This is a genomic window from Lysobacter olei (assembly GCF_054777355.1).
On sequence record NZ_BAAHAT010000006.1, the window covers coordinates 247433 to 270907 of the forward strand.

General features: G+C 66.1%; 20 protein-coding genes. 12 read left to right on the top strand and 8 right to left on the bottom strand.

Annotation, left to right across the window (positions count from 1 at the left end; genetic code table 11):
• Positions 1–41: 41 nt before the first annotated feature.
• On the top strand, positions 42–2630 hold the full coding sequence (gene acnB, locus ACYVBS_RS11065; protein ID WP_460823655.1) for a bifunctional aconitate hydratase 2/2-methylisocitrate dehydratase: 2589 nt from the start codon (positions 42–44) through the stop codon (positions 2628–2630).
• Between the two features lie 217 nt (positions 2631–2847).
• Positions 2848–4977, top strand: coding sequence for a TonB-dependent receptor family protein (locus ACYVBS_RS11070; RefSeq protein WP_460823656.1), 2130 nt, complete (start codon positions 2848–2850; stop codon positions 4975–4977).
• Positions 4978–5065: 88 nt separating this feature from the next.
• On the opposite strand, the gene hflD is transcribed toward ACYVBS_RS11070, so the two are convergent.
• From hflD to ACYVBS_RS11090, 4 genes are all read right to left on the bottom strand, one after another.
• On the bottom strand, positions 5066–5689 hold the full coding sequence (gene hflD / locus ACYVBS_RS11075) for a high frequency lysogenization protein HflD (RefSeq protein ID WP_460823657.1): 624 nt from the start codon (positions 5687–5689) through the stop codon (positions 5066–5068).
• A complete protein-coding gene (gene mnmA, locus ACYVBS_RS11080) occupies positions 5686–6804 on the bottom strand; it encodes a tRNA 2-thiouridine(34) synthase MnmA (RefSeq protein WP_460823658.1) in 1119 nt (372 codons plus the stop codon). Before mnmA ends, hflD begins: the two co-directional genes overlap by 4 nt.
• Positions 6801–7280 (bottom strand): NUDIX hydrolase, encoded by a 480-nt coding sequence (locus ACYVBS_RS11085; RefSeq protein WP_460823659.1) that lies wholly within the window; start codon positions 7278–7280, stop codon positions 6801–6803. The genes mnmA and ACYVBS_RS11085 overlap by 4 nt, the downstream gene beginning before the upstream one ends.
• A gap of 93 nt (positions 7281–7373) precedes the next feature.
• Positions 7374–7850 carry a hypothetical protein gene (locus ACYVBS_RS11090; protein ID WP_460823660.1) on the bottom strand — a complete coding sequence of 159 codons (477 nt, stop codon included), beginning with the start codon at positions 7848–7850 and terminating at the stop codon, positions 7374–7376.
• 238 nt (positions 7851–8088) lie between these two features.
• Between ACYVBS_RS11090 and clpS the strand changes: the two genes are divergently transcribed.
• Both clpS and clpA read left to right on the top strand, forming a co-directional pair.
• Positions 8089–8409, top strand: a complete 321-nt coding sequence (gene clpS, locus ACYVBS_RS11095) for an ATP-dependent Clp protease adapter ClpS (protein WP_460823662.1) — start codon at positions 8089–8091, stop codon at positions 8407–8409.
• Positions 8410–8552: 143 nt separating this feature from the next.
• Positions 8553–10838 (top strand): ATP-dependent Clp protease ATP-binding subunit ClpA, encoded by a 2286-nt coding sequence (clpA, locus tag ACYVBS_RS11100; RefSeq protein WP_460823664.1) that lies wholly within the window; start codon positions 8553–8555, stop codon positions 10836–10838.
• Between the two features lie 184 nt (positions 10839–11022).
• Here clpA and infA read toward each other — a convergent pair whose 3' ends face one another.
• The 4 genes from infA to trxB all read right to left on the bottom strand — a co-directional run bounded on the left by infA (position 11023) and on the right by trxB (position 14262).
• Positions 11023–11241 carry a translation initiation factor IF-1 gene (gene infA / locus ACYVBS_RS11105; protein WP_031372296.1) on the bottom strand — a complete coding sequence of 73 codons (219 nt, stop codon included), beginning with the start codon at positions 11239–11241 and terminating at the stop codon, positions 11023–11025.
• A 99-nt stretch (positions 11242–11340) separates the two neighbouring features.
• Positions 11341–12081 (bottom strand): leucyl/phenylalanyl-tRNA--protein transferase, encoded by a 741-nt coding sequence (gene aat / locus ACYVBS_RS11110; protein ID WP_460823665.1) that lies wholly within the window; start codon positions 12079–12081, stop codon positions 11341–11343.
• 12 nt (positions 12082–12093) lie between these two features.
• Complete coding sequence (locus ACYVBS_RS11115; RefSeq protein ID WP_460823666.1) at positions 12094–13266, bottom strand: GNAT family N-acetyltransferase; 1173 nt, start codon at positions 13264–13266, stop codon at positions 12094–12096.
• Between the two features lie 42 nt (positions 13267–13308).
• Complete coding sequence (gene trxB, locus ACYVBS_RS11120) at positions 13309–14262, bottom strand: thioredoxin-disulfide reductase (RefSeq protein ID WP_460823667.1); 954 nt, start codon at positions 14260–14262, stop codon at positions 13309–13311.
• Between the two features lie 175 nt (positions 14263–14437).
• Between trxB and ACYVBS_RS11125 the strand changes: the two genes are divergently transcribed.
• The 8 genes from ACYVBS_RS11125 (at position 14438) to ACYVBS_RS11160 (ending at position 22709) form a co-directional block, all read left to right on the top strand.
• On the top strand, positions 14438–15505 hold the full coding sequence (locus tag ACYVBS_RS11125; RefSeq protein ID WP_460823668.1) for an alanine dehydrogenase: 1068 nt from the start codon (positions 14438–14440) through the stop codon (positions 15503–15505).
• A 69-nt stretch (positions 15506–15574) separates the two neighbouring features.
• Entirely contained in the window at positions 15575–17956 is a 2382-nt protein-coding gene (locus ACYVBS_RS11130) for a DNA translocase FtsK (protein ID WP_460823688.1), read from the top strand.
• Between the two features lie 101 nt (positions 17957–18057).
• The gene (lolA, locus tag ACYVBS_RS11135; protein WP_460823669.1) at positions 18058–18696 is read left to right on the top strand and encodes an outer membrane lipoprotein chaperone LolA; all 639 of its coding nucleotides are present in this window, start codon (positions 18058–18060) and stop codon (positions 18694–18696) included.
• 271 nt (positions 18697–18967) lie between these two features.
• Positions 18968–19678 (top strand): hypothetical protein, encoded by a 711-nt coding sequence (locus ACYVBS_RS11140; RefSeq protein ID WP_460823670.1) that lies wholly within the window; start codon positions 18968–18970, stop codon positions 19676–19678.
• A gap of 169 nt (positions 19679–19847) precedes the next feature.
• Positions 19848–21134 (top strand): replication-associated recombination protein A, encoded by a 1287-nt coding sequence (locus tag ACYVBS_RS11145; RefSeq protein WP_460823689.1) that lies wholly within the window; start codon positions 19848–19850, stop codon positions 21132–21134.
• Positions 21135–21218: 84 nt separating this feature from the next.
• Complete coding sequence (locus ACYVBS_RS11150; RefSeq protein WP_460823671.1) at positions 21219–21797, top strand: hypothetical protein; 579 nt, start codon at positions 21219–21221, stop codon at positions 21795–21797.
• Positions 21798–21824: 27 nt separating this feature from the next.
• A complete protein-coding gene (gene crcB, locus ACYVBS_RS11155; protein ID WP_460823672.1) occupies positions 21825–22226 on the top strand; it encodes a fluoride efflux transporter CrcB in 402 nt (133 codons plus the stop codon).
• Between the two features lie 30 nt (positions 22227–22256).
• The gene (locus ACYVBS_RS11160) at positions 22257–22709 is read left to right on the top strand and encodes a hypothetical protein (protein WP_460823673.1); all 453 of its coding nucleotides are present in this window, start codon (positions 22257–22259) and stop codon (positions 22707–22709) included.
• Positions 22710–23475 lie beyond the last annotated feature (766 nt).

Below are 23475 nucleotides of genomic sequence, written 5' to 3' on the forward strand. Positions count from 1 at the left end.
GATCCCATCCCAGGGGTCCTGTAAGCCACCGGAGTCCTCACATGCTCGAAGCCTATCGCCAACACGTCGCAGAGCGCGCCGCGCTCGGTATCCCGCCGCTGCCGCTGACCGCGCAGCAGACTGCCGACGTCATCGAGCTGCTGAAGAACCCGCCTGCGGGCGAGGGTGAGTTCCTGCTCGACCTGCTGACCAACCGCGTGCCGGCCGGCGTCGACGACGCCGCCAAGGTCAAGGCCTCGTACCTGGCCGCGGTCGCCCATGGCACCGAGAAGAACGCGCTGATCAGCCGCGCCCGCGCCACCGAGCTGCTGGGCACCATGCTGGGCGGCTACAACATCCACCCGCTGATCGAGCTGCTGGATGACGCCGAAGTCGGCACCGTGGCCGCCAATGCGCTCAAGCACACGCTGCTGATGTTCGATGCCTTCCACGACGTGCAGGAGAAGGCCGAGCAGGGCAACGCCAACGCCAAGGCCGTGCTGCAGAGCTGGGCCGACGCCGAGTGGTTCACCAGCAAGCCGGAAGTGCCGGAGTCGCTGACCATCACCGTGTTCAAGGTGACCGGCGAGACCAACACCGACGACCTGTCGCCGGCGCCGGACGCCACCACGCGCCCGGACATCCCGCTGCACGCGCTGGCGATGCTCAAGAACGCCCGTGACGGCATCACCCCGGAAGAAGACGGCAAGCGCGGCCCGGTGAAGTTCATCGAGTCGCTGAAGGACAAGGGCCACCTGGTCGCCTATGTTGGCGACGTCGTGGGCACCGGCTCCAGCCGCAAGTCCGCCACCAACTCGGTGCTGTGGTTCACCGGCGAGGACATCCCCTTCATCCCGAACAAGCGCTTCGGGGGCGTGTGCCTGGGTTCGAAGATCGCGCCGATCTTCTACAACACCATGGAAGATGCCGGCGCGCTGCCGATCGAACTCGACGTGTCGCAGATGAACATGGGCGACGTCGTCGAGCTGCGCCCGTACGAAGGCAAGGCGCTGAAGGACGGCAAGGTCATCGCCGAGTTCACGCTCAAGTCCGACGTGCTGCTGGACGAAGTCCGCGCCGGCGGCCGCATCCCCCTGATCGTGGGCCGTGGCCTGACCGCCAAGGCGCGTGAGGCGCTGGGCCTGCCGGCTTCGACCCTGTTCCGCCTGCCGACCAACCCGGCCGACACCGGCAAGGGTTACTCTCTGGCGCAGAAGATGGTCGGTCGCGCCTGCGGCCTGCCGGAAGGCCAGGGCGTGCGTCCGGGCACCTACTGCGAGCCGAAGATGACCTCGGTGGGTTCGCAGGACACCACCGGCCCGATGACCCGCGACGAGCTCAAGGACCTGGCGTGCCTGGGCTTCTCGGCCGACCTTGTCATGCAGTCGTTCTGCCACACCGCGGCTTACCCGAAGCCGGTCGACGTCAAGACCCACCACACGCTGCCGGAGTTCATCTCCAACCGCGGCGGCATCTCGCTGCGCCCGGGCGACGGCGTGATCCACAGCTGGCTCAACCGCATGCTGCTGCCCGACACCGTCGGCACCGGTGGCGACAGCCACACCCGCTTCCCGGTGGGCATCTCGTTCCCGGCCGGTTCGGGCCTGGTTGCGTTCGCCGCGGCCACCGGCGTGATGCCGCTGGACATGCCGGAGTCGGTGCTGGTCCGCTTCAAGGGCGAGATGCAGCCAGGCGTGACCCTGCGTGACCTCGTCAACGCGATCCCGCTGGCCGCGATCAAGCAGGGCCTGCTGACCGTCGCCAAGCAGGGCAAGAAGAACATCTTCTCTGGCCGCATCCTCGAGATCGAAGGCCTGCCGCAGCTGAAGGTTGAGCAGGCGTTCGAGCTGTCCGACGCCTCGGCCGAACGTTCGGCTGCCGGCTGCACCGTGCACCTGGACAAGGCGCCGATCATCGAATACATCAACAGCAACATCACGCTGCTGAAGTGGATGATCGCCGAGGGCTACCAGGACGCGCGTTCGCTGGCCCGCCGCATCAAGGCCATGGAAGCGTGGCTGGCCAACCCGCAGCTGTTGGAAGGTGATGCGGATGCCGAGTACGCCGCGGTCATCGAGATCGACCTCAACGAGATCGTCGAGCCGATCTTGGCCTGCCCGAATGACCCGGACGACGTGAAGACCCTGTCCGACGTCGCCGGTGCCAAGATCGACGAAGTGTTCATCGGCTCGTGCATGACCAACATCGGCCACTTCCGTGCCGCGGCCAAGCTGCTGGAAGGCAAGCGCGACATCCCGACCCGCCTGTGGGTCGCGCCGCCGACCAAGATGGACGCCTCGGAGCTGACCAAGGAAGGCCACTACGGCACCTTCGGCACCGCCGGTGCGCGCATGGAGATGCCGGGCTGCTCGCTGTGCATGGGCAACCAGGCGCAGGCGCGCGAGGGTGCGACGGTGTTCTCGACCTCGACCCGCAACTTCCCGAACCGCCTTGGCCGCAACACCAACGTGTACCTCGGCTCGGCGGAACTGGCGGCGATCTGCTCGCGCCTGGGCCGCATCCCGACCCGCGAGGAGTACATGGCAGACATCGGCGTGATCAACGAGAAGGGCGCCGAGATTTACCGCTACATGAACTTCGACCAGATCGAGGAATACCGCGAAGTGGCCGACAAGGTGGCGGCGGCCTGATCGGTCGCCCCGTCAAGCAGTGCAGGGAGCCCGGCCATGTGCCGGGCTTCCTTTTTTGGAGAGGGGCGCCATTGCGCCAGGTGTTGGTGGGTTTTACTGTGCTTCACCAACGCTCGTGGATCGTGCCGAAGGGGTAGGGGGCTGATTGGAGAGGTACGAGCCTGTCGACCATCAGGCGCGGAATGGCGTCGCATCCGGGCGTGGCAAGCAAGTGCGCATGGGTGTGGCGGTTGCCGCCGGAATGCTGTTGTATGCAGTGCATTGGGGCGCGCGCGCGCAAAGCCCTGCTGAGGGGACACCGCAGGCTGACACGCCACTATCCGCACGCGTGTTGGATACCATCACCGTGATCGGGCATCGCCTGCCGCTGGCCTCCTTCCCGGGTGCGGTGGACCTGGTGGATGGCGATTCGCTGCGAAGCGGCCAACGCCGGGTCAACCTTTCCGAGTCGATCCAGCGCGTGCCGGGTTTCAGCGTTCGCGATCGCGGCAACTACGCCCAGGACCTGCAGATACAGAGCCGCGGGTTTGGTGCGCGTTCGACGTTTGGCATCCGCGGGATACGGCTGGTCGCCGACGGCATCCCGCTGACGGCGGCCGATGGTCAAGGCCAGGCCGCCAGCTTCCCGCTCGATACCCTGGACACGACTGAAGTGTTGCGTGGCCCGCTGGCACTCCAGCACGGCAACGCGGCAGGCGGTGCGATCGTGGGACACAGTGATCTCGATGGCGCGCCCTTCATGGGGCTGGACGCGTGGCGGGACGACCGGGGCGCACATCGCGGCGCAATTCGCTGGGACGGCGCCGGCGCCGACACCGTGGATGACTGGCGCTGGCGCCTCGCCGGCAGTCATTTTCGTACGCCGGGTGAGCGACCTCACGCGAAGGCAGAACGTCACCATGGAGTGGCGCACGTCCAATGGCAGCCCGACGCGTCGCGCCGCCTTCGTCTGACCCTCAATGGCCTGTCACAGCCGTGGACGCAGGACCCGCTGGGACTCACGCGCACGCAATGGGAGGCGGATCCACGGGGAGGTTCTCCAGTCGCCGAATTGTTCGACACGCGCAAGCAGATCGACAACCATCAACTGGGTGTCCGCTGGGACCACGAGGTGGCAGCCGGGCGGGCGTGGTGGCTGGCGGCATACGGCGGCATGCGTGCGATCGAGCAGTTCCTCGCCATTCCCGTCGTGGCCCAGCGCGCGCCCACCAGCGCGGGCGGGGTGGTGGATGTGGACCGGCAGGAGGCCGGGGTGGAAGGTGGCTATCGTTGGCACGGCACTCGCGGATCATTGGCCGCTGGCGTCGACCTCGCTGGTCTGTCTGAGGCGCGGCGCGGATATGAGAATTTCGTAGGCGACACTTTGGGCGTGCGCGGACGACTCCGGCGCGACGAAGACAATCAGGTGTCCAGCCAGGCCGCATTCTTGGTGGCTGAAATGCGCCTTGGCGATGGTTTCAACGCTTTGGCCGGTCTTCGGCACGTGCGATCCGAATTTGACTCCAACGACCATTACGTCGCGCCTGGTAACGGCGATGACAGCGGTCGTGTCCGGTACACGGAGAATGCCGTCTCGTTGGGTGTCGCGCGCGATATTGGATACGGCGAGGTGTTCGCCAGCGTTGGCCACGGCTTCGAGACCCCGACCGTTACCGAACTGTCCTATCGGCCTGACGGTGCCGGTGGGCTCAACCTGGTGCTGCAGCCCTCACGGACGCGGTCCATCGAAGCCGGCATGCGTTTGCGGGGCCCCGGGCATCGGGTGGGTGTCAGCGGGTATCGCATCGAAGGCCGCGACGAGATCGTCGCTGCGAGCAGTTCCGGTGGGCGGGCTAGCTTCGCGAATGCGGGTGCGACACGCCGGGAGGGACTGGAGGTGGGGATGGATGGCCGCTGGGGGACGCACTGGCGCTATGCGTTCGCGGCAAACTGGCTTCGAGCTCGATTCAGCGAGGGATTCAGCTATCGTGTTTTCAGCGATGGTGGGCTGCAAACGCGCCAAGTGGCAGCCGGTAATCGCATGCCCGGCATTCCACGGGCCGAGGCGCGTGGTGAAGTGGCGTGGCACGGCTCGGATGACCGCGTGCAAATTGGCGTGGAGGGCAGGGCGAGCGGTCGTGTGTGGGTCGATGATCGAAACACAGACCATGCGCCCGGCTATGCACTGGTCGCCCTTCGGGCCTCCTGGCAACCCCGTCGCTCGGGCTGGCACGGATTTGCGCGGATCGACAATCTCTTTGGGCGCGACCACGTTGGCTCGATCATCGTCAACGAAGGCAACAACCGCTTCTTCGAGCCCGGCGGCACACGCACCTTCACCCTTGGACTCGGCTGGCGCTCAAGGTAAGCACGCGCCAAGTCGTGCCCACTCCGAGCCTTTCCGAGCCCCTATCCGTCGATACGCGCCGGAGGTGGGGTGCTGTTGGAAGGCCTGATCAGGCCAGGTGCGCGTTGATGGCAGCGACCATTTCCCGCCGACGCAGCAGGAAGTCCCACAGACTGCCGCCCAACTGCCGCCACAGCACGGCCGACCGGACGGCGGCCAGCAGGACCGCGCGGACCTCCGCGACGACATTGGCTTGCCCCAGGTAATGCGGGTTGCCCTGCACCAGCACGCGTGGCCGCAGGTGGCTGAGCGTCTCGGCGTACAGGCCTCCCAGTGCGGACAGTACGTCCGGATGCGTGGCCCCTTCACGCTCGGCAAGCGCGGACTGCGCGCGAATGCCATGTTGCACGCGGCGGCCCATGGCGTCGTCCGCCACGAAGCGTCGTTCCAGCTGCAGGACGGCCAAGGCCAACCGGGGCAACTGCTCGTCACGCGACTGGCTTGAGAAGTAGTCCCGCAGCAGCGTCAGCCCAGGACGGAGGGCATCCGCACCGCCATACACGGCGGCGGGTGTCGCCGCGTCGATGCGGAACACCGAGTCCAGCGCGGTCGCCAGGATGCGCTGCTCGGCCGTGCCGGTATCGGCAATGCGGCGCACCTGCGCCAATGCCTGCACCAGACCGGCGAGGGCCAGGACGCGTTCGGAGACTGGGTTGGGACGGGTGTCGCTCATGCAGCTTGGGCCTTCAGGCGTTGTTCGAGGGGGGCATCGGTGGAAGCGATGACGGCGCCACCCAGGCAGACGTCGCCGTCATACAGCACGAGTGATTGCCCGGGCGTAACGGCACGTTGGGGGCGCGCGAAGCGGACTTCCAGCGTGCCGTCGTCGCGGACGGCGACGGAGCAGGCCTCATCGGCCTGCCGGTAGCGGGTTTGTGCGGTGCACTCGAAGCAGGATGCCGGAGGAGCGCCCGCGATCCAGTGCGCCGTCTCCGACCAGAGCGTGCTGGATTGCAGCCACGGATAGGCAAGGCACTGATCCACGTAGAGCACATTGCTGCCCACGTCCTTGCCCACCACGAACCACGGCGCGGGCTCGAAGCCGCGAACGCCGCCGATGTTCAGACCCTCGCGCTGGCCCAGGGTGTAGAAGAACACGCCAGGGTGCTGGCCAATCACCCGTCCCTCCGGCGTGCGCATCTCGCCGGTACGCGCGGGCAGGTAACGGGAAAGGAATTCTCGGAAGTCCCGCTCACCAATGAAGCAGATGCCGGTGGAGTCCTTCTTCGCGGCGGTGGGGAGCCCGGCCTCCTGCGCCATGCGGCGCACGTCGGTCTTGACCACTTCCCCCAGCGGGAAGCGCGTGCTGGCCAACTGGCGCTGCCCCAGTTGATGCAGGAAGTAGCTCTGGTCCTTGTTACGGTCGAGGGCACGCAACAGGTTGAAACGGCTGCCGTCCTGGGCGACGCGGGCGTAATGGCCGGTCGCGATGAACTCGGCGCCGAGGTCGTGGGCGGCGTCGAGGAAATGCTTGAACTTGATCTCGCGGTTGCAGAGCACGTCCGGGTTGGGCGTGCGCCCGGCCGCGTACTCCGCCAGGAAGTGCTCGAACACGCCTTTCCAGTACTCGCCGGAAAAGTCGCGGAAGTAAATGGGGATGCCTAACCGGCCGCAGACCGCCACGGCATCTCGCCGGTCATCCTCGGCGCGGCATTCGCCACTGCCGTCATCGGCCCAGTTCTGCATGAACAGTCCGGCGATGGATTCACCGCTGTCACGCAGCAACAGTGCCGCGACGGACGAATCCACGCCCCCTGACATCCCGACGATGGTTCGGATGCCACTCATGCCAGGTGCTGCAACACGTCCAGCGGCTGTCGGCGGCCGGCGAGGAAGTCCTCGGCGGTGCGCCAGACAAGCGGGCTACGGTGGCGGGCGGCTTGTGCCTGCAGCTCCGTCGGCGTCAGCCACAGGGCCTGCACAATGCCTTCGTCCAACGGACGGGCGGGGTCGTGCCGGAGGGGCTCGGCGGCAAAGGCAAAACGCAGGTAATGACGCCCGCCGCTACCGTCGGCCTGTGTCGGCGCCTTCCACTGGTACGCACCGATGAAGCTGGTCAGCTGGACTTCCCAGCCGGTTTCCTCAAGCGTCTCGCGCAGCGCCGCCTGGACCAGGCTTTCATCGGGCTCGAGGTGCCCGGCCGGCTGGTTGAGCACGAGCCGGCCGCCTGCCGTTTCCTCCACCATCAACAGGCGCCCATTGGCCACCACCACTGTGGCGACGGTGACGTCAGGTTGCCAGATGGGGGTTTGGCGGTAGGTCATGGTGGAACGGCCCTGTGTCTGAATTCCGTGCAAAAAAGGCGAAACCCCGGCGGCCATGCCGCACGGGGCTTCGTGGTGACCCCGGCGTTGGGTTCAGAGCTCGTCGCTGTCGCCGGACAACTCCAGCTCCATGTCGTCTGCGGTCTGCGCGGCAATGTCCATGGCCGATTCCAGTTCGGACGCGTCGATGCTGTCGGGCATCTTGAGTACGAAGTAGAGCACGTCGCCCGCAAGTTCCCAGCTGCCCAGCTTGTTGTTGCGGCTTTCGCCCATCAGTTCAAGGGCCTTGTCCCCGTCGATGCCGTCCTTCGCGACGCGGCCGGCGGGGGAAAAGATTTCTCGGACCGAGAAGCCACCGACCGACTGGGTACCGCCCGAGACAAACACCAGCTGGGTCCGGCCTTCCTTGGAGTAGTTGTAAGTGACCTTGTAATCGCCATCTCCATCGATCTGGTACTTGACGCCGCGGGCGTCCAGGCGGGTCTTCACGGAGCCATCGGACGCCATGGCGGGCAGTGCGGTGACAAGCAGCAATGCAGCGGGCAGCAACAGACTGTGGCGCAGATGCATGGAACGTCCCCCTGTGTGATGGAAACCGCATTGTGTCGTGGCGGAGGGGGGGCCGTCCATGGGCGGGAGATGCCCCGGTACGGCGGCCAACCGTGGGGACGCCTCAGCCGCGCGGCGTTGGAGCGGCCCAAGGTCACGGCCGTTCCTTGGTCCTGGAAGGGTTCCAGCGTGGCGTGCGCGCTGCCTCAGGCCTCCAGCGTGCCTGGGGTGGATTCCAGCCGGGGGGTATAATGAAAAGATGGCCAAGCAGACCGACCATGAGCACCACCACGGCGTACTGGTGGAAACCGGCAAGCCGGAGCTCGCCCGACCCCCGCTGTACTCGGTACTGCTGCTCAACGACGACTACACCCCGATGGACTTCGTGGTGGACGTGTTGATGCGGTTCTTCCATCTGGATATCGAGAAGGCCACCCAGGTCATGCTCCACGTCCACACCCGTGGCCGGGGGGTATGTGGCGTTTTCACCCGCGAGGTGGCCGAGTCCAAGGTCGCGCAGGTGAACGAATACTCAAGGCTCAACCAGCACCCCTTGCTGTGTACGATGGAAAAGGCCTAAAACGGTCCCAAGGGACGTACTGATCATTAAGCGGGGACTCTGGGCCCTGCCGGTCGGTCGGGACGTTCCGAAGGGGGGCGCATGGAAAAGCACCTTGCGTGTCCCCATCTAGGACCGCAGTAGCTTTTTGGAGGCTTGCCCCCATGTTCAGCAAGGATCTCGAATACAGCATCGGCCAGTGTTACAAGCGAGCCCGCGAGGCGCGCCACGAGTACATGACGGTCGAGCACCTGCTGCTGGCGCTCCTGGACAACCCTTCCGCCGAGCAGGTGCTCAAGGCCTGCAGCGTGGACTTCCCGCGCCTGCGCAACGACCTGGAGCAGGCCATTGCCACGTCGGTCTCGGTGCTGCCGGCGGATATCGACCGGGACACCCAGCCCACGCTGGGGTTCCAGCGCGTGCTGCAGCGCGCCGTCTACCATGTGCAGTCCTCGGGCAAGAAGGAAGTCACCGGCGCCAACGTGCTGGTGGCCATCTTCGGCGAGAAGGACTCCCATGCCGTCTATTTCCTGAACCAGCAGGACGTGGCGAGGCTGGATGTCGTCAACTACATCTCCCACGGCATCGCCAAACACGGCGAGGACGAGCCCCAGCAGCCGCATGAGGAAGGCGAGTCGCGCCAGGCCGAAAGCGGGGAGGGCGAGGGCAAGGGCGACGCGCTGGCCGAGTTCGCCAGCAACCTCAACCTGGCGGCCCGCGACGGCAAGATCGACCCGCTGGTCGGCCGCGCGGACGAGGTCGAGCGCACCATCCAGGTGCTCTGCCGCCGCCGCAAGAACAATCCGCTGTATGTGGGTGAGGCCGGCGTGGGCAAGACGGCGATTGCCGAAGGCCTGGCCAAGCGCATCGTCGAGGGCGACGTGCCCGAGGTGCTGATGGACGCCACCATCTTCTCGCTCGACCTGGGCGCGCTGGTGGCCGGCACCAAGTACCGCGGTGATTTCGAGAAGCGCCTCAAGGCCGTCCTGTCGCAGCTGAAGAAGCTGCCGGGGGCCATCCTCTTCATCGACGAGATCCACACCATCATCGGGGCCGGTTCGGCCTCGGGTGGGACCATGGACGCGTCCAACCTGATCAAGCCGGCGCTTGCCTCGGGAGAGCTGCGCTGCATCGGCTCGACCACGTTCCAGGAATACCGTGGCATCTTCGAGAAGGACCGGGCGCTGGCCCGTCGCTTCCAGAAGATCGACATCGTGGAGCCCACGGTGCACGAGACTGTCGAGATCCTGCAGGGCCTGAAGCCCAAGTACGAGGCGCACCATGGCGTGACCTACGCCGACGACGCGCTTCAGGCCGCCGTGGACCTGTCGGTCAAGCACATTGGCGATCGGCTGCTGCCGGACAAGGCCATCGACGTGATCGACGAGGCGGGTGCCCGCCAGCGGGTGCTGCCCGAAAGCGTGCGCAAGACCCTGATCGACGTCGAGGAAATCGAGACGATCGTGGCCAAGATGGCGCGCATCCCGGCCAAGCAGGTGACGGCCACCGACAAGGACGTGCTCCGCAACCTGGAGCGCAACCTGAAGATGGTGATCTTCGGCCAGGACCCGGCCATCGAGACGCTGACGTCGGCGATCAAGCTGGCGCGCAGTGGCCTGGGCAACCCGGACAAGCCGATCGGCAACTTCCTGTTCGCCGGCCCGACGGGCGTGGGCAAGACCGAGGTGACCAAGCAGCTGGCGCTGCAGCTGGGCATCGAGCTGGTGCGCTTCGACATGTCCGAGTACATGGAGCCGCATTCGGTCAGTCGCCTGATCGGTGCGCCTCCGGGCTATGTCGGCTTCGACCAGGGCGGCCTGCTGACCGAGAAGATCGTCAAGACGCCCCACTGCGTGCTGCTGTTGGACGAGGTGGAGAAGGCCCACCCGGACATCTTCAACATCCTGCTGCAGGTGATGGACCGCGGCATCCTGACCGACACCAACGGGCGCGAGGCCAACTTCAAGAACGTGGTGCTGGTGATGACCACCAATGCCGGCGCGGCGCAGGCCTCGCGGCGCTCGATCGGCTTCACCAAGCAGGACCACAGCACCGACGCGATGGAGGTGATCCGTCGCTCGTTCACGCCAGAGTTCCGCAACCGCCTGGATGCGGTGGTGCAGTTCCAGCCGCTGGGCTTCGAGCACATCCTGCGCGTGGTGGACAAGTTCCTGATCGAGCTGGAAACCCAGTTGCACGAGAAGGACGTGACGCTGTCGGCCACGCCGCCGGCCCGCGACTGGCTGGCCCAGCACGGCTTCGACCCGCTGATGGGCGCGCGGCCTATGGCGCGGGTGATCCAGGACAAGATCAAGCGTCCGCTGGCCGACGAGCTGCTGTTCGGCAAGCTGGTGGGCGGTGGCCGGGTCACCATCGACGTCAAGGGCGACGAGCTGGCGCTGGACGTGCAGGCCGAGCCGGAGAAGTTGCTGCCGGCCACGGTCAGCTGACGCTCTCTCCTCCCATGCCGCAATGGCAATTGCGGCGCGGGTCGGGGCGAGGTATCAGGCGATCGGCTGCCGTGGGGCATCAGGCGGTCGTCGACCTTTACCAAGGCGCCACCTGCGGTGGCCCCAAGATGCACACACGAAAAAGGCGACCCAAAGGTCGCCTTTTTTCAATGCGTTACCGCAATTACTTCATGCGGTAGGTGATGCGACCCTTGGTCAGGTCGTAGGGGGTCATTTCGACCTTCACCTTATCGCCGGTCAGGATGCGGATGTAGTTCTTGCGCATGCGGCCGGAGATGTGGGCAATGATCTCGTGCCCGTTTTCGAGGCGCACTCGGAACATGGTGTTCGGAAGGGTTTCCGCCACCGTGCCCTCGAATTCGATCACGTCGTCTTTTGCCATGTGTTCCCTGAGTGTTGCGAAGAGCAGCCTATTCCCGGCCGCGAAGCCCAGCATTCTGCCATGTTGCCGGGGCTGGCGCAAAAGGCCGGTTGCGGCGGTTCAGATTTGGGCGGCCAGCTCCCGTGCACCCAGTGCCCCGAAACGGGACGTCCAAGGCCCCGGCTCCGCTGGCAGGGCGGTGAGGGCCGCCACTTGCGTCAGGAACCGGTCCCGGCGCATCAGCCGCGCCCCCAGCGAGATCAGGTGGGGGTTCTCGACCTGGGCGTCGATCAATGGCCAGCTCCACTGGTGCATCCGGAACGCCAGCCCCGCCAATGCCACTTTGGAGCCTCCGGACACGGCGCTGAACATGCTCTCGCCGAAGAACATGTGTCCGAGCGAGACGCCGTAGATTCCGCCGACCAGCCGGTGGTCATCCCAGACCTCGATCGAATGGGCATGGCCCAGACGGTGCAACTCCAGATAGGCCTCCCGCATCTCCGGCGTGATCCACGTGCCGTCCTGCCCGTTCCGCGGGATGGAGGCGCAAACGTCGATGACCTGTTCGAAGTTCGAGTCGGCGCGCACCACCCACGGCAACCCGCGGAGCGTGCGGCGAAAGCGCGACGACAGCCGGAATGTGTCCGTCCGGAAGACGGTACGGGGATCAGGGCACCACCACAGGATGGGCTGCCCTTCCGAGTACCAAGGAAAGATCCCGTGGCGGTATGCATTGAGCAGGCGGATGGGGGAGAGGTCGCCGCCCAGCGCCAGCAAGCCGTCGGGCTGCCGGAGCGCGCTTCCGCCGGGCGGAAACGGGGCCGCTGGGTCAAGGGGCAGTTCGGGCAGTCGCAGGGACATGTCGGAAGCTTGTCACGTCGCCGTACCCGCGTCTCCCACCTTGAAGGGGGAGCAGCTTGCCAGGCGACGCGCGTATTGCGAGACGGCGGCCGACTCCTGTCGGCACCAGTCCTGAAGCGCGTCGCGGAAGCGATCGTCGGCGATCCAATGCCGGCTGTGGACCCACTCGGGAAGGAAGCCGCGCGCCAGCTTGTGTTCGCCCTGGGCGCCCGGCTCGAAGTGGGTCAGGCCGTGGTGCAGGCAGTATTCGATGCCCTGGTAGTAGCAGGTCTCGAAATGCAGGCCGGGGAGGGTGGCCTCGCTGCCCCAGTAGCGCCCGTACAACGTGTCGCCGCCCCGCAGGCACAGTGCGCCCGCCACGGGTTCCCCCTGGAATTCGGCCAGGAAGATGACGAGCGCCTGGGGCAGTTCCGAGGCCAAATGGTCGAGAAACGCCAGCGTCAACGCGGGGTGGTTGCCGTATTCCGCAAACGTGCGCCGGTAAAACCCGTACATGGCCGCCCGGTCGGCTTCGCTGGCGCTGTGCCCGTCCAGCACGCGGAACCGCACACCGGCCTCCATGACCTTCCGGCGCTCCTGGCGGATGTTCTTGCGATGCTTGTGGTCGAGGGCGGACAGGAAGTCGTCGAACGTGCGCCAGCCGGCGTCATTGCGCCAGTGGTACTGCACGTCAATCCGGGCCAGCCAGTCGGACCCGTGGCCGTATGACTCATCGCCCAGGGGGTCGAAGGCTGCCGCTTCAACTTCGGTATGGAAGTTCACATGCGCGGACGAAAGTCCCTGCGTGCGGGCACCATCCACCATGGCCTCGACCAGAAGGCGGCGTGTCGATTCGTCGCGGGCGAGCAGTCGCGGCCCGGTAACCGGCGAGTAAGGCACCGCGCACAACCATTTGGGGAAGTAATCCAGGCCATGCCGCGCAAAGGCGTTCGCCCACGCGTGGTCGAACACGAACTCGCCGTGGGAATTTTCCTTGAGGTACATGGGGGCCGCGCCGACCAGGCTTTCGCCGTCCCAGAGGGTCAGGTGGCGCGGGATCCAGCCCCAATCCTCGCGGATGCAGCCGTGTTGCTCCAACCCGGCGAGAAACGCGTGGCTGACAAACGGGTTGCGACCGTCATGGAGTGCATCCCACTTCGCTGCGGGTACGTCGGCCAATCGGGGCAGGAGGCGGACATCTGGCATGGGCGAAAGGCGCCCCGTTACGAGCGGGGCGCCAGCGCGGGCTCAGCCCTCGCTATCGAGGAACTTCTCGGCGTCCAGCGCCGCCATGCAGCCGAAGCCGGCCGAGGTGATGGCCTGGCGGTAGACCTGGTCGGCCACGTCGCCGGCGGCAAACACGCCTTCGACCGAGGTCTGGGTGGCGTTGCCTTCCAGGCCGGTGGTGATGGTCAGGTAACCGTTGCGCATGGCCAGCTGGCCTTCGAACAGCGAGGTGTTGGGGGTGTGGCCGATGGCCACGAAGAAGCCGTGAACGGGGATCTCGCGGGTGCTGCCGTCCAGCATCGACTTCACGCGCACTCCGGTCACGCCAGCGTCGTCGCCCAGCACTTCGTCGACGGTGTTGTTCCACACCAGTTCGATCTTGCCGGCCTCGGCCTTGGCGAACAGCTTGTCCTGCATGATCTTCTCGGCGCGCAGGGTGTCGCGGCGGTGGATCAGGTAGACCTTGCGGGCGATGTTGGACAGATACAGCGCCTCTTCGACCGCGGTGTTGCCGCCGCCGATGACCGCCACGTCCTTGTCCTTGTAGAAGAAGCCGTCGCAGGTGGCGCAGGCCGACACGCCGCGGCCCTTGTAGGCCTCTTCGGACGGGATGCCCAGGTACTTGGCGGTGGCGCCGGTGGCGATGATCAGGGCGTCACAGGTGTACTCGCCGCTGTCACCCACCAGGCGGAACGGGCGCTTGGACAGGTCGGCGGTATGGACGTGGTCAAACACCACTTCGGTGTCGAAGCGCTCGGCGTGGGCCTGCATGCGCGCCATCAGGTCCGGACCCATCAGGCCATGGGCGTCGCCCGGCCAGTTGTCGACCTCGGTGGTGGTCATCAGCTGGCCGCCCATCTGCAGGCCGGTGATCACCACGGGCTTGAGGTTGGCGCGCGCGGCGTACACGGCGGCGGTCCAACCGGCGGGGCCGGAACCGAGGATGATCAACTTGGAATGCTTGGATGGGGTCATGGCTATACTGGGCCGCTAGGGGACGTCATAGAGTGGCGGGCGCGTCCCTGCTTTACAAGGCGACGCGGGCGAAAACAGCGTTGCAACAGCTTCACCGCAGGCATTCGGTGTGCGACACCCACGGCGCCGCGTTTGCGGCGCTTCCTGACAGGCAGGCATGGGCTGGGAGGACGCGATGCGTATCGGAATACCCCGGGAAACCAAGACATTGGAAGGGCGCGTGGCACTGGTGCCTGCGGCGGCCGGCGACCTCGTGCGGCGCGGTCACGAGGTATGGGTGGAGCAGGGGGCGGGACTGAAAAGCGGCTTCAGCGATGCGCAGTACGCGCAGCTGGGCGTCAGCATCGCGCCCGACGCCGCGGCCCTGTATGACAAGGGCGAGTTGATCGTGAAGGTGAAGGAGCCCATCGAGGGTGACCTGCGCCACCTGCGCCCCGATCACCTTTTGTTCTGTTACCTGCACCTCGCGCCCGACCCGGCACTTACCGGACGGTTGTTGGAGATTGGCCTGACCGGGGTCGCGTTCGAGACGGTGGAACTGGACGACGGTGCGCTGCCGCTGCTGGCGCCGATGTCGGTGATTGCCGGCAAGATCGCAGTCCAGATCGGCACCCACCTGCTGCACCAGCCGCAGGGCGGCAAGGGCAAGCTGCTGGGCGGACTGCCTGCCACGGAGCGCGGCAAGGTGGTGGTGTTCGGTGCTGGGCAGGCCGGCGGGCATGCGGCGGCGCTGGCAGCCGCGGGCGGGGCGAACGTCGTGGTATTCGAGAAACGCCAGGACCGGATGGAAGACATGATGCGGCTGGGTAACAACGTCACGGCGCTCTACCCATACGACGACGTGGTGGCGGCAGAGATTGCCACCGCGGACCTCGCGGTCGGCGCGGTGCTGATCCCCGGGGCGGTGGCGCCGCACGTGCTGACCCGCGAGATGCTCAAGGGCATGGAGGACGGAAGCGTGGTGGTCGATATCTCCATCGACCAGGGCGGTTGCTTCGAGACCTCCCGGCCGACTACGTGGAAGGAGCCGACCTTCGTGGGAGAGGGGGTAATCCACTTCTGCGTGACCAACATGCCCGGGGCCGTGCCGCAGAGCTCTTCACAGGCGATCTGCGCGGCCATCCTGCCGTGGGTCAACAAGCTGGCCTCGGGGCAGTGGCGGGACAGCCATCCCCTGGTTCGCGGCATCAATGTGGAAGGGGGGCGGCTGGTGCACCCGGCCTTGCAGGGGATGGCACTGTGATCCGCGTCCCCGTGTGTCGCGCAGGCTGTGATTCGGGCCTATTTCACCGTATATTCAACAACTAACGAAATCGATTTAAGGCAGAGCATCACGGTGGCGCAAGCGTCCGCAGCAAGCCGAAAAAAGGCGACCGCCGAGAAGGCCCCGCCATCGCCCCGTCGTCAGCGGCTCATGCGCGACATCTCGTTGATCATCATCGCGCCGTTGCTGGTGTACATGCTGGCCAGCCTGGCCACGTATTCGGCGCAGGATCCGGGCTGGTCCCAGGCCGGCAACGTGACTGCGCCGCTGCACAACCTGGGTGGCCGCGTGGGGGCCTACCTCGCGGACGTGCTGCTGTACCTGACGGGCTATGTGGCGTTCCTGCTGCCCATCATCCTGGGGCTGATCGCCTGGATTGCGCTGTTCGGCATGGACACCGATGGCGATGGCCAGGCAGACCTGGGGCCGGCACTGCGGTTGATCGGCATTGTCGGTTTCCTGGTGTCGGCTACCGGACTGCTGTACCTGCGCTTCAACGGGCTGTCGGATTTCTCCGCCGGCAGCGGCGGCATCCTGGGCCAGGTGGTGGGCAAGTCCCTGTACAAGGGCTTTGGCCCCGTGGGCGGCAACCTGTTCCTGCTGGCCCTGCTGCTGATTTCGGTGACGCTGGCCACGGGCCTGTCCTGGTTGCACGTGATGGACAAGCTGGGCCAGTGGACGCTGGCGCTGGGGCCGCTGGTGTCGGGGCTGTTCAAGCGCGGCAGCAAGCAGGCCACCGAGTGGCAGCAGACCCGCGCCCTGCGCGAGGAGCGTGAGGAAGTCCGCAAGGTGGACTCCGAACTGCGCGCCAAGCGTGCGCCGGTCAAGATCGAGCCGCCGCCGGCGCCGGTGGTGGAGAAGAGCGAGCGCGCCAAGCGCGAGACCCAGATCCCGCTGTTCAATGCGGGCGACGGCACCGGCCTGCCGCCGCTGGCGCTGCTGGATGACCCCAAGCCGCAGCCCAAGGGCTACGACGAGCAGACACTGGAAACCCTGTCGCGGCAGATCGAGTTCAAGCTGAAGGACTTCCGCATCGATGCCCAGGTCGTCGGCGCGTATCCGGGGCCGGTCATCACCCGCTTCGAGATCGAGCCTGCGCCGGGCGTGAAGGTCAGCCAGATCAGTTCGCTGGACAAGGACATCGCCCGCGGCCTGTCGGTGAAATCGGTGCGCGTGGTGGACGTGATCCCGGGCAAGTCGGTGATCGGTCTGGAGACGCCCAACACCAGTCGCGAGATGATCTTCCTGTCCGAGCTGCTGCGCTCGAAGGAATATGACAAGTCCGCCAGCCCGCTGACGCTGGCGCTGGGCAAGGACATCGCCGGCCGCCCGACCGTGGCCGACCTGGCGCGCATGCCGCACCTGCTGGTGGCGGGTACCACCGGCTCCGGCAAGTCCGTCGCGGTCAACGCAATGGTGCTGAGCCTGCTGTACAAGGCCTCCGCGAAGGACCTGCGGATGCTGATGATCGACCCGAAGATGCTGGAGTTGTCGGTCTACCAGGGCATCCCGCACCTGCTGGCGCCCGTCGTCACCGACATGAAGGAGGCGGCCAATGGCCTGCGCTGGTGCGTGGCGGAAATGGAGCGCCGCTACAAGCTGATGAGCGCGGTGGGCGTGCGCAACCTGGCCGGCTTCAACAAGAAGGTGAAGGACGCGCAGGACGCGGGCCAGCCGATGATGGACCCGCTGTTCAAGCCCAACGCCGAGCTGGGTGAGGCGCCGCGTCCGCTGGAAACCCTGCCGTTCATCGTCATCTTCATCGACGAATTCGCCGACATGATGATGATCGTCGGCAAGAAGGTGGAGGAGCTGATTGCGCGTCTGGCGCAGAAGGCGCGAGCCGCGGGCATCCACCTGATCCTGGCCACGCAGCGTCCATCGGTGGACGTGATCACGGGCTTGATCAAAGCGAACATCCCGACGCGCATCGCGTTCCAGGTGTCGAGCAAGATCGACTCGCGCACCATCCTGGACCAGTCCGGCGCGGAGACGCTGCTGGGTCACGGCGACATGCTGTACCTGCCGCCCGGCACGGCCATGCCCGAGCGAGTGCACGGCGCTTTCGTCAGCGACGAGGAGGTGCATCGCGTCGTGGAGCACCTCAAGCAGATCGGCGGCGGCCCGGATTACATCGACGGGGTGCTGGACGAAGTGCAGACCATGGGCGATGGCGTGGTGGTCGGCGCCACCGGCTTGCCGGAGAGCGGTGGGGGAGGGGGCGACGAGTCCGACCCGTTGTACGACGAGGCGGTGCGGATCGTGACCGAGACGCGGCGGGCTTCGATTTCCGGCGTGCAGCGCCGGCTGAAGATCGGCTACAACCGAGCCGCACGCCTGATCGAGGCGATGGAGGCCGCGGGTGTGGTTTCCGCTCCCGAACACAATGGCGACCGCAGCGTACTGGCGCCGCCGCCTCCACGGGATTGAGGGCGGATTTCGCTGAATGAAGGGCCAGGCGGCGCGCCCGTCTTGATCACCTATTCAGCTTGATGGCCCCAGACTGCGGCCAACGCAATTGGAGTATTGCCATGAAGCACATCACCCAATGGGCTGCCCGTATTGGCGCAGGCGTGCTGGTCAGTGCCATGTTCACCTCGTCGGCCTGGGCCGCGGCCCGTGACGACCTCAACGCGTTCACCAAGGGGCTGAAGGGGCTGAATGCCACGTTCACCCAGCAGGTGTTCAACGAGAAGGGACGGCTGAAGGAGTCTTCCAGTGGCCGGTTGGCGCTGTCTGCACCCCGGTTGTTTCGCTGGGAGTACGTCAAGCCTTTCCCGCAACTGATCGTCGCCGATGGCCGCAAGGTGTGGGTATATGACCCTGACCTGCAGCAGGCCACCGTCAAGCCGCAGGGGCCGGAAGAGCAGAACAGCCCGCTGGCGGCGCTCATTGATCCCGCCAAGCTGGATGCGCAGTTTGTGGTGAAGGATGCCGGGGCGGCGGACGGCATGAACTGGCTGTCGCTGGCGCCGCGCAACAACGAAGCCGGGTTCCGTACCGCACGTTTGGGCTTTGCCAAGGGCGCGCTGGCCAAGATGGTGATCGTGGACAGCCTCGGCCAGCGTACCGAGATCCGCTTCACTGGATGGAAGCGCAATCCCGCTTTTGCGCGGGGCACGTTCACTTACGCGCCCGGCAAGGGCGTGGACGTGTTCGGCGAGGGCTGACCGCGGCGGACTGACGCAGGTTGGATCGCACGTTGCTTCGGCGCGGCGGTCAATTGCCAGAGTCTTGAGAGCAAGAGCGGTGGGGAAACCTGCCGCTCTTTTTCTTGCGGCTGCGATAAACAGTGTGCCGTCGCTCCGGCAAACGACCCCGACCATTGCGGCGGCATTCACGTTCAAGCGTTCGTTGTCACGGGGCTTCCACGGGCCCACGCGCAGGCTTCGACCCACGCCCCGCACTTGGCGCGGTGGCCTGGACTGGGTTGGAAACGTCATGTTGCTCCGTACCGTCATTTCGTCCGCCGTTCTCGCGTCCGCTGGTGCGGTCGGCGCGTTCACCGCAGCGCCGGCCCCGGAGTCAGCGCCCCAGCCTGCACCGATCTTCCAGGCCGCAGCGCTTGAGCAGACGGCGGAATCCCGCGTGGAGGGCGACCTGGCGATGGACGATGCCGTGGCTGCGTCCCTGGTGGGAGCGATCACGCTGCAGTTCGCGAAGCAGAAGGTGGAAGTACGACTCAAGAAGCTGGCCGTTGCGCCGCTCAGCCTGCGCGATCGCGCAGTCTCGGGCGAGGCCCAGGTGCGCATTGGTGACGATGACGTGTGGATTCCGCTGGCCTTCAACGCGCTGTATGACACTCAGGACAGTGTCGTGACACAGCCGCGCCTCGTGTTCGGCAGCGAGGCCCCTTCGAGCATGCTGCCGCAAGGGTCGCAACTGGTGCGTGGGCTTTCGCAACAGGTGAACCAGGCGCTGGCGTCCGAGTTTGGGCAGCAGCCCGTCGAAATGCGCATTGACCACGCGAGCGCATCGCCTGCGGGTAGCCGCTACCTGCACGTGCAGGCCGTTGGGCAGGCGCTGTTCGAAGGCGAGGGCACGGAGCACGCCAGTGTGGAGGCCTTGTATGACCGCCGCACCGGACAGTGGCTGCGGGTGAACTATGACCTGGGCAATGTCGCGCCACGCGACTATCTGGCCCAAGGCTGACGGGCGCCGGGGCCGAATCGGTACTTCCGTTCGTGCAGTTGGTATCTTGTGTGGTCCGTCCTCGCGTTGAAGTACCGTGCCCCGGCAGAGTCCGCCGCCTCCACTTTCCGATGTTGCCCACGACCTGTTGAGCGCCGACCGGGACGCCCTGCGGCCCTTGGCCGAGCGGATGCGCCCGCGGACGCTGGACGAGATGGTGGGCCAGCGCCGGCTGCTGGCGCCCGGCAGTGCGCTGCGGCGGGCGGTCGAATCCGGGCGCATGCACTCGATGATCCTGTGGGGGCCGCCCGGGTGCGGCAAAACCACGCTCGCATTGCTGCTGGCCCGTTACGCTGACGCCGAATTCCGAGCGATCTCGGCGGTGCTGTCCGGCCTGCCCGAGGTGCGTCAGGTGTTGGCTGAGGCGGCGCAGCGTTTCGCCGAGGGCCGTCGCACGGTGCTGTTCGTGGATGAGGTCCATCGGTTCAACAAGGCGCAGCAGGATGCCTTCCTGCCGCACATCGAGCGCGGCACGATCCTGTTCGTGGGCGCGACCACGGAAAATCCCTCCTTCGAGCTGAACTCCGCGCTGCTGTCGCGTTGCCGCGTGCACGTGATGGAGGCGGTGTCGCCCGACGACATCGCCATTGCGTTGCGTGCGGCCCTTGACGATGACGTCCGCGGGCTGGGCGAGCAGGGGATCCGGGTGTCGGAGGACTCCCTGCGGCTGATTGCCACGGCGGCCGATGGTGATGTCCGGCGCAGCCTGACCCTGCTGGAGATTGCGGCCGAGTTGGCCGCGGACGAGGGCGGGGAGATCACTGAATCCACGCTGGCGCAGGTGCTGGCCGATCGCACGCGGCGTTTCGACAAGGGCGGCGAGCAGTTCTACGACCAGATCTCCGCCCTGCACAAGTCCGTGCGCAGTTCCAACCCGGATGCGGCGTTGTACTGGCTGGCGCGCATGTTTGATGGCGGCTGCGACCGGGCCTACCTGGCGCGGCGGTTGACCCGCATGGCGGTCGAAGACATCGGCCTGGCCGACCCGCGGGCCCTGCAGATGGCCATCGACGCCTGGGAGACGTATGACCGCCTCGGCACGCCGGAGGGGGAGTTGGCGCTGGCGCAGCTGACGGTCTACCTGGCCAGCACGGCCAAGTCCAATGCGGCCTACATGGCGTACAAGGCAGCCCAGCAGGACGTGGCGACGTACGGCACGCAGGACGTGCCCATGCACCTGCGCAACGCGCCCACAAAGTTGATGAAACAGCTGGGTTACTCCAAGGGCTATCAGTACGACCACGACAGCGACGGTGGCGTGGCCCTGGGGCAAACCGGCTTTCCGGATGCGATGGGGGAACGCGTGTATTACCAACCCGTTGAACGCGGACTGGAACTCAAGCTCAAAGAGAAGCTGGACCGCCTGCGGTCGGCGCGGGAGTCGGCGCGCCGGGGGCAGGGCAAGCCTTCGCGTTAAGAGTTGCGGCGCGCCGATGACGCAGGCAAGCTCACGGCGCCCCCACACCCTTCAATGCAGACGCCAAGTCCTGGGGAGGACGACATGCGAATTGCCATTGCCGCCATCATCGGCGGGATCGTGATGTTCCTGTGGGGTGCCGTGGCTCACACGATGTTGCCGTTGGGCGAATTGGGCATGCACACCGCAACCGAGCAGGACGCGGCGCTCACCGCCATCACGCAAAGCGCGTCGAAAGGCGAGGGCGTGTACATGCTGCCGGGCATGGACCCGGCGATGTACGTGGATGAAACCGCGAACCAGGCGTTCGTGGCGGCCAACCGTGACAAACCGTACGCGCTGGTGATCTACCAGCCCAATGGCAACCCCGCGTTGGAGAACATGGGGCCCAACCTGGGCAAGCAATGGGCGTCCGATACGCTGGCCGCAGGGGTGCTGGCGTGGATCCTGTCGCTTGGTGCGTGGGGGTTCGGCCGAAGCATCCTGGTGGCGGCCGCAGCAGGGGTGTTCAGCTGGCTGACAATCAGCGTCCCGTACTGGAACTGGTACCTGTTCCCAGTGGATTTCACGCTCGCCAACCTGGCGGAACAGGCGGTCGGCTGGGCGCTGGCCGGCGCGGCCATTGCGTGGTGGCTGGGACGTGGGCGCGCTCGTGGCGCGTGACGTAACCCTAGTCAAGCCCGAATGCTGATGCCCGCGATCTGGTGGCAGCAGCTTGGCCTTGTCATGCTCGGCGGTGCTTTGGGGGCCGCCGGGCGTCATTGGCTGGCCGGCGTGCTGCTGCGGCACCTCGGCAGCGGGTTTCCGTGGGGCACCTTCACGGTCAACATGCTGGGATCGTTCGCGATTGGTTTCCTGGCGATCTGGCTGGAGGGGCGGGGGCCAAGCGCGCTGTACTGGCGTGCATTCCTTATCGTGGGTGTGCTGGGCGCACTCACGACCTGGTCGTCGCTGATGCTTGAGTGCCTGCTGATGGCGCGGACTGACCGCACCCCGATGCTGATGGGCTACCTGTTGGTTTCGCTCGTCACGGGTCTTTTCCTGGTGTGGCTGGGGGCGCGCGTGGGCGGCGCGATCCGGCCGCCCTTGTAGTTCGGATAAACGTTCAAGGAGTAGGAGGCCATGATGGCGATCCGATGTGCAGTAGCGGTGCTGGCGATGGGCTCGGCGGTTCCGGTGTGGGGACAGCAGACCGGTGAGCTGCGCAAGTGCGTCCTGCCTAATGGCACGGCCAGTTTCCAGCAGGCGCCATGCGCGCCAGGGTCCCGCCAGGTCTCCACCCGCGCCTACGTCGCGGAGCCGCCGCTCACCGCCGCGCAACTTCGCGCCCGTTCTGCCCGAGAGCAGGCTGGCCGGGCGGAGTCGGCGGAATTGTCGCGGCGGGCGGGCACCGTGCCCGGGCGTAGCGGCCTTGGCGGCACCGGCACGTTGCACCGCGTTGCCATCGCACGGGATGACGCCGCTTGCCAGCGGGCACGCAAACACCGTGAACAGACGCTCGCAGCGGTGGGATTGAAGCGCACGTACGATCTTTTGCGGATCTTGAATGACGAGGTTGCCCGGGCCTGTCGTTGATTGATCATACGGACGCTCTGGATTGATCTTCTTCGCGCGGCTTGGATCAGTTTGAACCGTGGCTGATGCCAGGGACGATCGTCCGGCGCATTTCACTGAATCTACGCATAGCTGTAACTAGTGTCTGGATCACGATCAGTTACGGGGATTCAGCTCATGGGTAGGCAATTTGTGGTTCGCGGGCTGGTCGGAGCGTGCCTGCTGGTCGTCCTGTCGGTGCTTGGCGTCGCGGTTAAGATTGGACGGGACACTTCGCAATACCTCCAGACGATTTCAAGCCAGCGGGACTGGCAATCGGTGCGTGAAACCCCGGCAAATGCTGTGACCGCTGGCGGCAGGGCGTCCAATGGGTTGGAGGACAGCGACGCCGCCGAGGGTGGCTGGTCTACGAATTAAGTATGTGAACGAGCCGCGGTGCGGAATCAACGTCCCGCCGAGCCCGCCGGCCTGTCTTTCGATTGCACCGTTACCCAGGTTGCTGCTAGCAGGAGATGTCAGCTTCTGACTGGAGGCCAACGTGCTTGGGGTAGGGGATTAGCGATGGTTATCGCGGGTGGGATATGGAAGCTTGCTCCACTTGTTCAAATACTCTGCAAGCCTGTGAACGTCGTCGATGCGAGCTGACGTCGCAATGGCGTTCACAGACTTCCCCGTAGCACCCATGCCCTTGTGACCTGCCCCCGGTTTTCAGGGCCACCCTGACTTAAGTAGAGTCCGTTCCCAAGAAGAGGACGGACATGAAGAAGCGCTTCACCGACGAGCAGAT

Excerpts from the sequence above, each read along its gene's own strand:
- acnB (WP_460823655.1), top strand. The coding sequence starts at position 42 with ATGCTCGAAGCCTATCGCCAACACGTCGCAGAGCGCGCCGCGCTCGGT.
- ACYVBS_RS11070 (WP_460823656.1), top strand. The coding sequence starts at position 2,848 with ATGGGTGTGGCGGTTGCCGCCGGAATGCTGTTGTATGCAGTGCATTGG.
- hflD (WP_460823657.1), bottom strand. The coding sequence starts at position 5,689 with ATGAGCGACACCCGTCCCAACCCAGTCTCCGAACGCGTCCTGGCCCTC.
- mnmA (WP_460823658.1), bottom strand. The coding sequence starts at position 6,804 with ATGAGTGGCATCCGAACCATCGTCGGGATGTCAGGGGGCGTGGATTCG.
- ACYVBS_RS11085 (WP_460823659.1), bottom strand. The coding sequence starts at position 7,280 with ATGACCTACCGCCAAACCCCCATCTGGCAACCTGACGTCACCGTCGCC.
- ACYVBS_RS11090 (WP_460823660.1), bottom strand. The coding sequence starts at position 7,850 with ATGCATCTGCGCCACAGTCTGTTGCTGCCCGCTGCATTGCTGCTTGTC.
- clpS (WP_460823662.1), top strand. The coding sequence starts at position 8,089 with ATGGCCAAGCAGACCGACCATGAGCACCACCACGGCGTACTGGTGGAA.
- clpA (WP_460823664.1), top strand. The coding sequence starts at position 8,553 with ATGTTCAGCAAGGATCTCGAATACAGCATCGGCCAGTGTTACAAGCGA.
- infA (WP_031372296.1), bottom strand. The coding sequence starts at position 11,241 with ATGGCAAAAGACGACGTGATCGAATTCGAGGGCACGGTGGCGGAAACC.
- aat (WP_460823665.1), bottom strand. The coding sequence starts at position 12,081 with ATGTCCCTGCGACTGCCCGAACTGCCCCTTGACCCAGCGGCCCCGTTT.
- ACYVBS_RS11115 (WP_460823666.1), bottom strand. The coding sequence starts at position 13,266 with ATGCCAGATGTCCGCCTCCTGCCCCGATTGGCCGACGTACCCGCAGCG.
- trxB (WP_460823667.1), bottom strand. The coding sequence starts at position 14,262 with ATGACCCCATCCAAGCATTCCAAGTTGATCATCCTCGGTTCCGGCCCC.
- ACYVBS_RS11125 (WP_460823668.1), top strand. The coding sequence starts at position 14,438 with ATGCGTATCGGAATACCCCGGGAAACCAAGACATTGGAAGGGCGCGTG.
- lolA (WP_460823669.1), top strand. The coding sequence starts at position 18,058 with ATGAAGCACATCACCCAATGGGCTGCCCGTATTGGCGCAGGCGTGCTG.
- ACYVBS_RS11140 (WP_460823670.1), top strand. The coding sequence starts at position 18,968 with ATGTTGCTCCGTACCGTCATTTCGTCCGCCGTTCTCGCGTCCGCTGGT.
- ACYVBS_RS11145 (WP_460823689.1), top strand. The coding sequence starts at position 19,848 with ATGCGCCCGCGGACGCTGGACGAGATGGTGGGCCAGCGCCGGCTGCTG.
- ACYVBS_RS11150 (WP_460823671.1), top strand. The coding sequence starts at position 21,219 with ATGCGAATTGCCATTGCCGCCATCATCGGCGGGATCGTGATGTTCCTG.
- crcB (WP_460823672.1), top strand. The coding sequence starts at position 21,825 with ATGCCCGCGATCTGGTGGCAGCAGCTTGGCCTTGTCATGCTCGGCGGT.
- ACYVBS_RS11160 (WP_460823673.1), top strand. The coding sequence starts at position 22,257 with ATGATGGCGATCCGATGTGCAGTAGCGGTGCTGGCGATGGGCTCGGCG.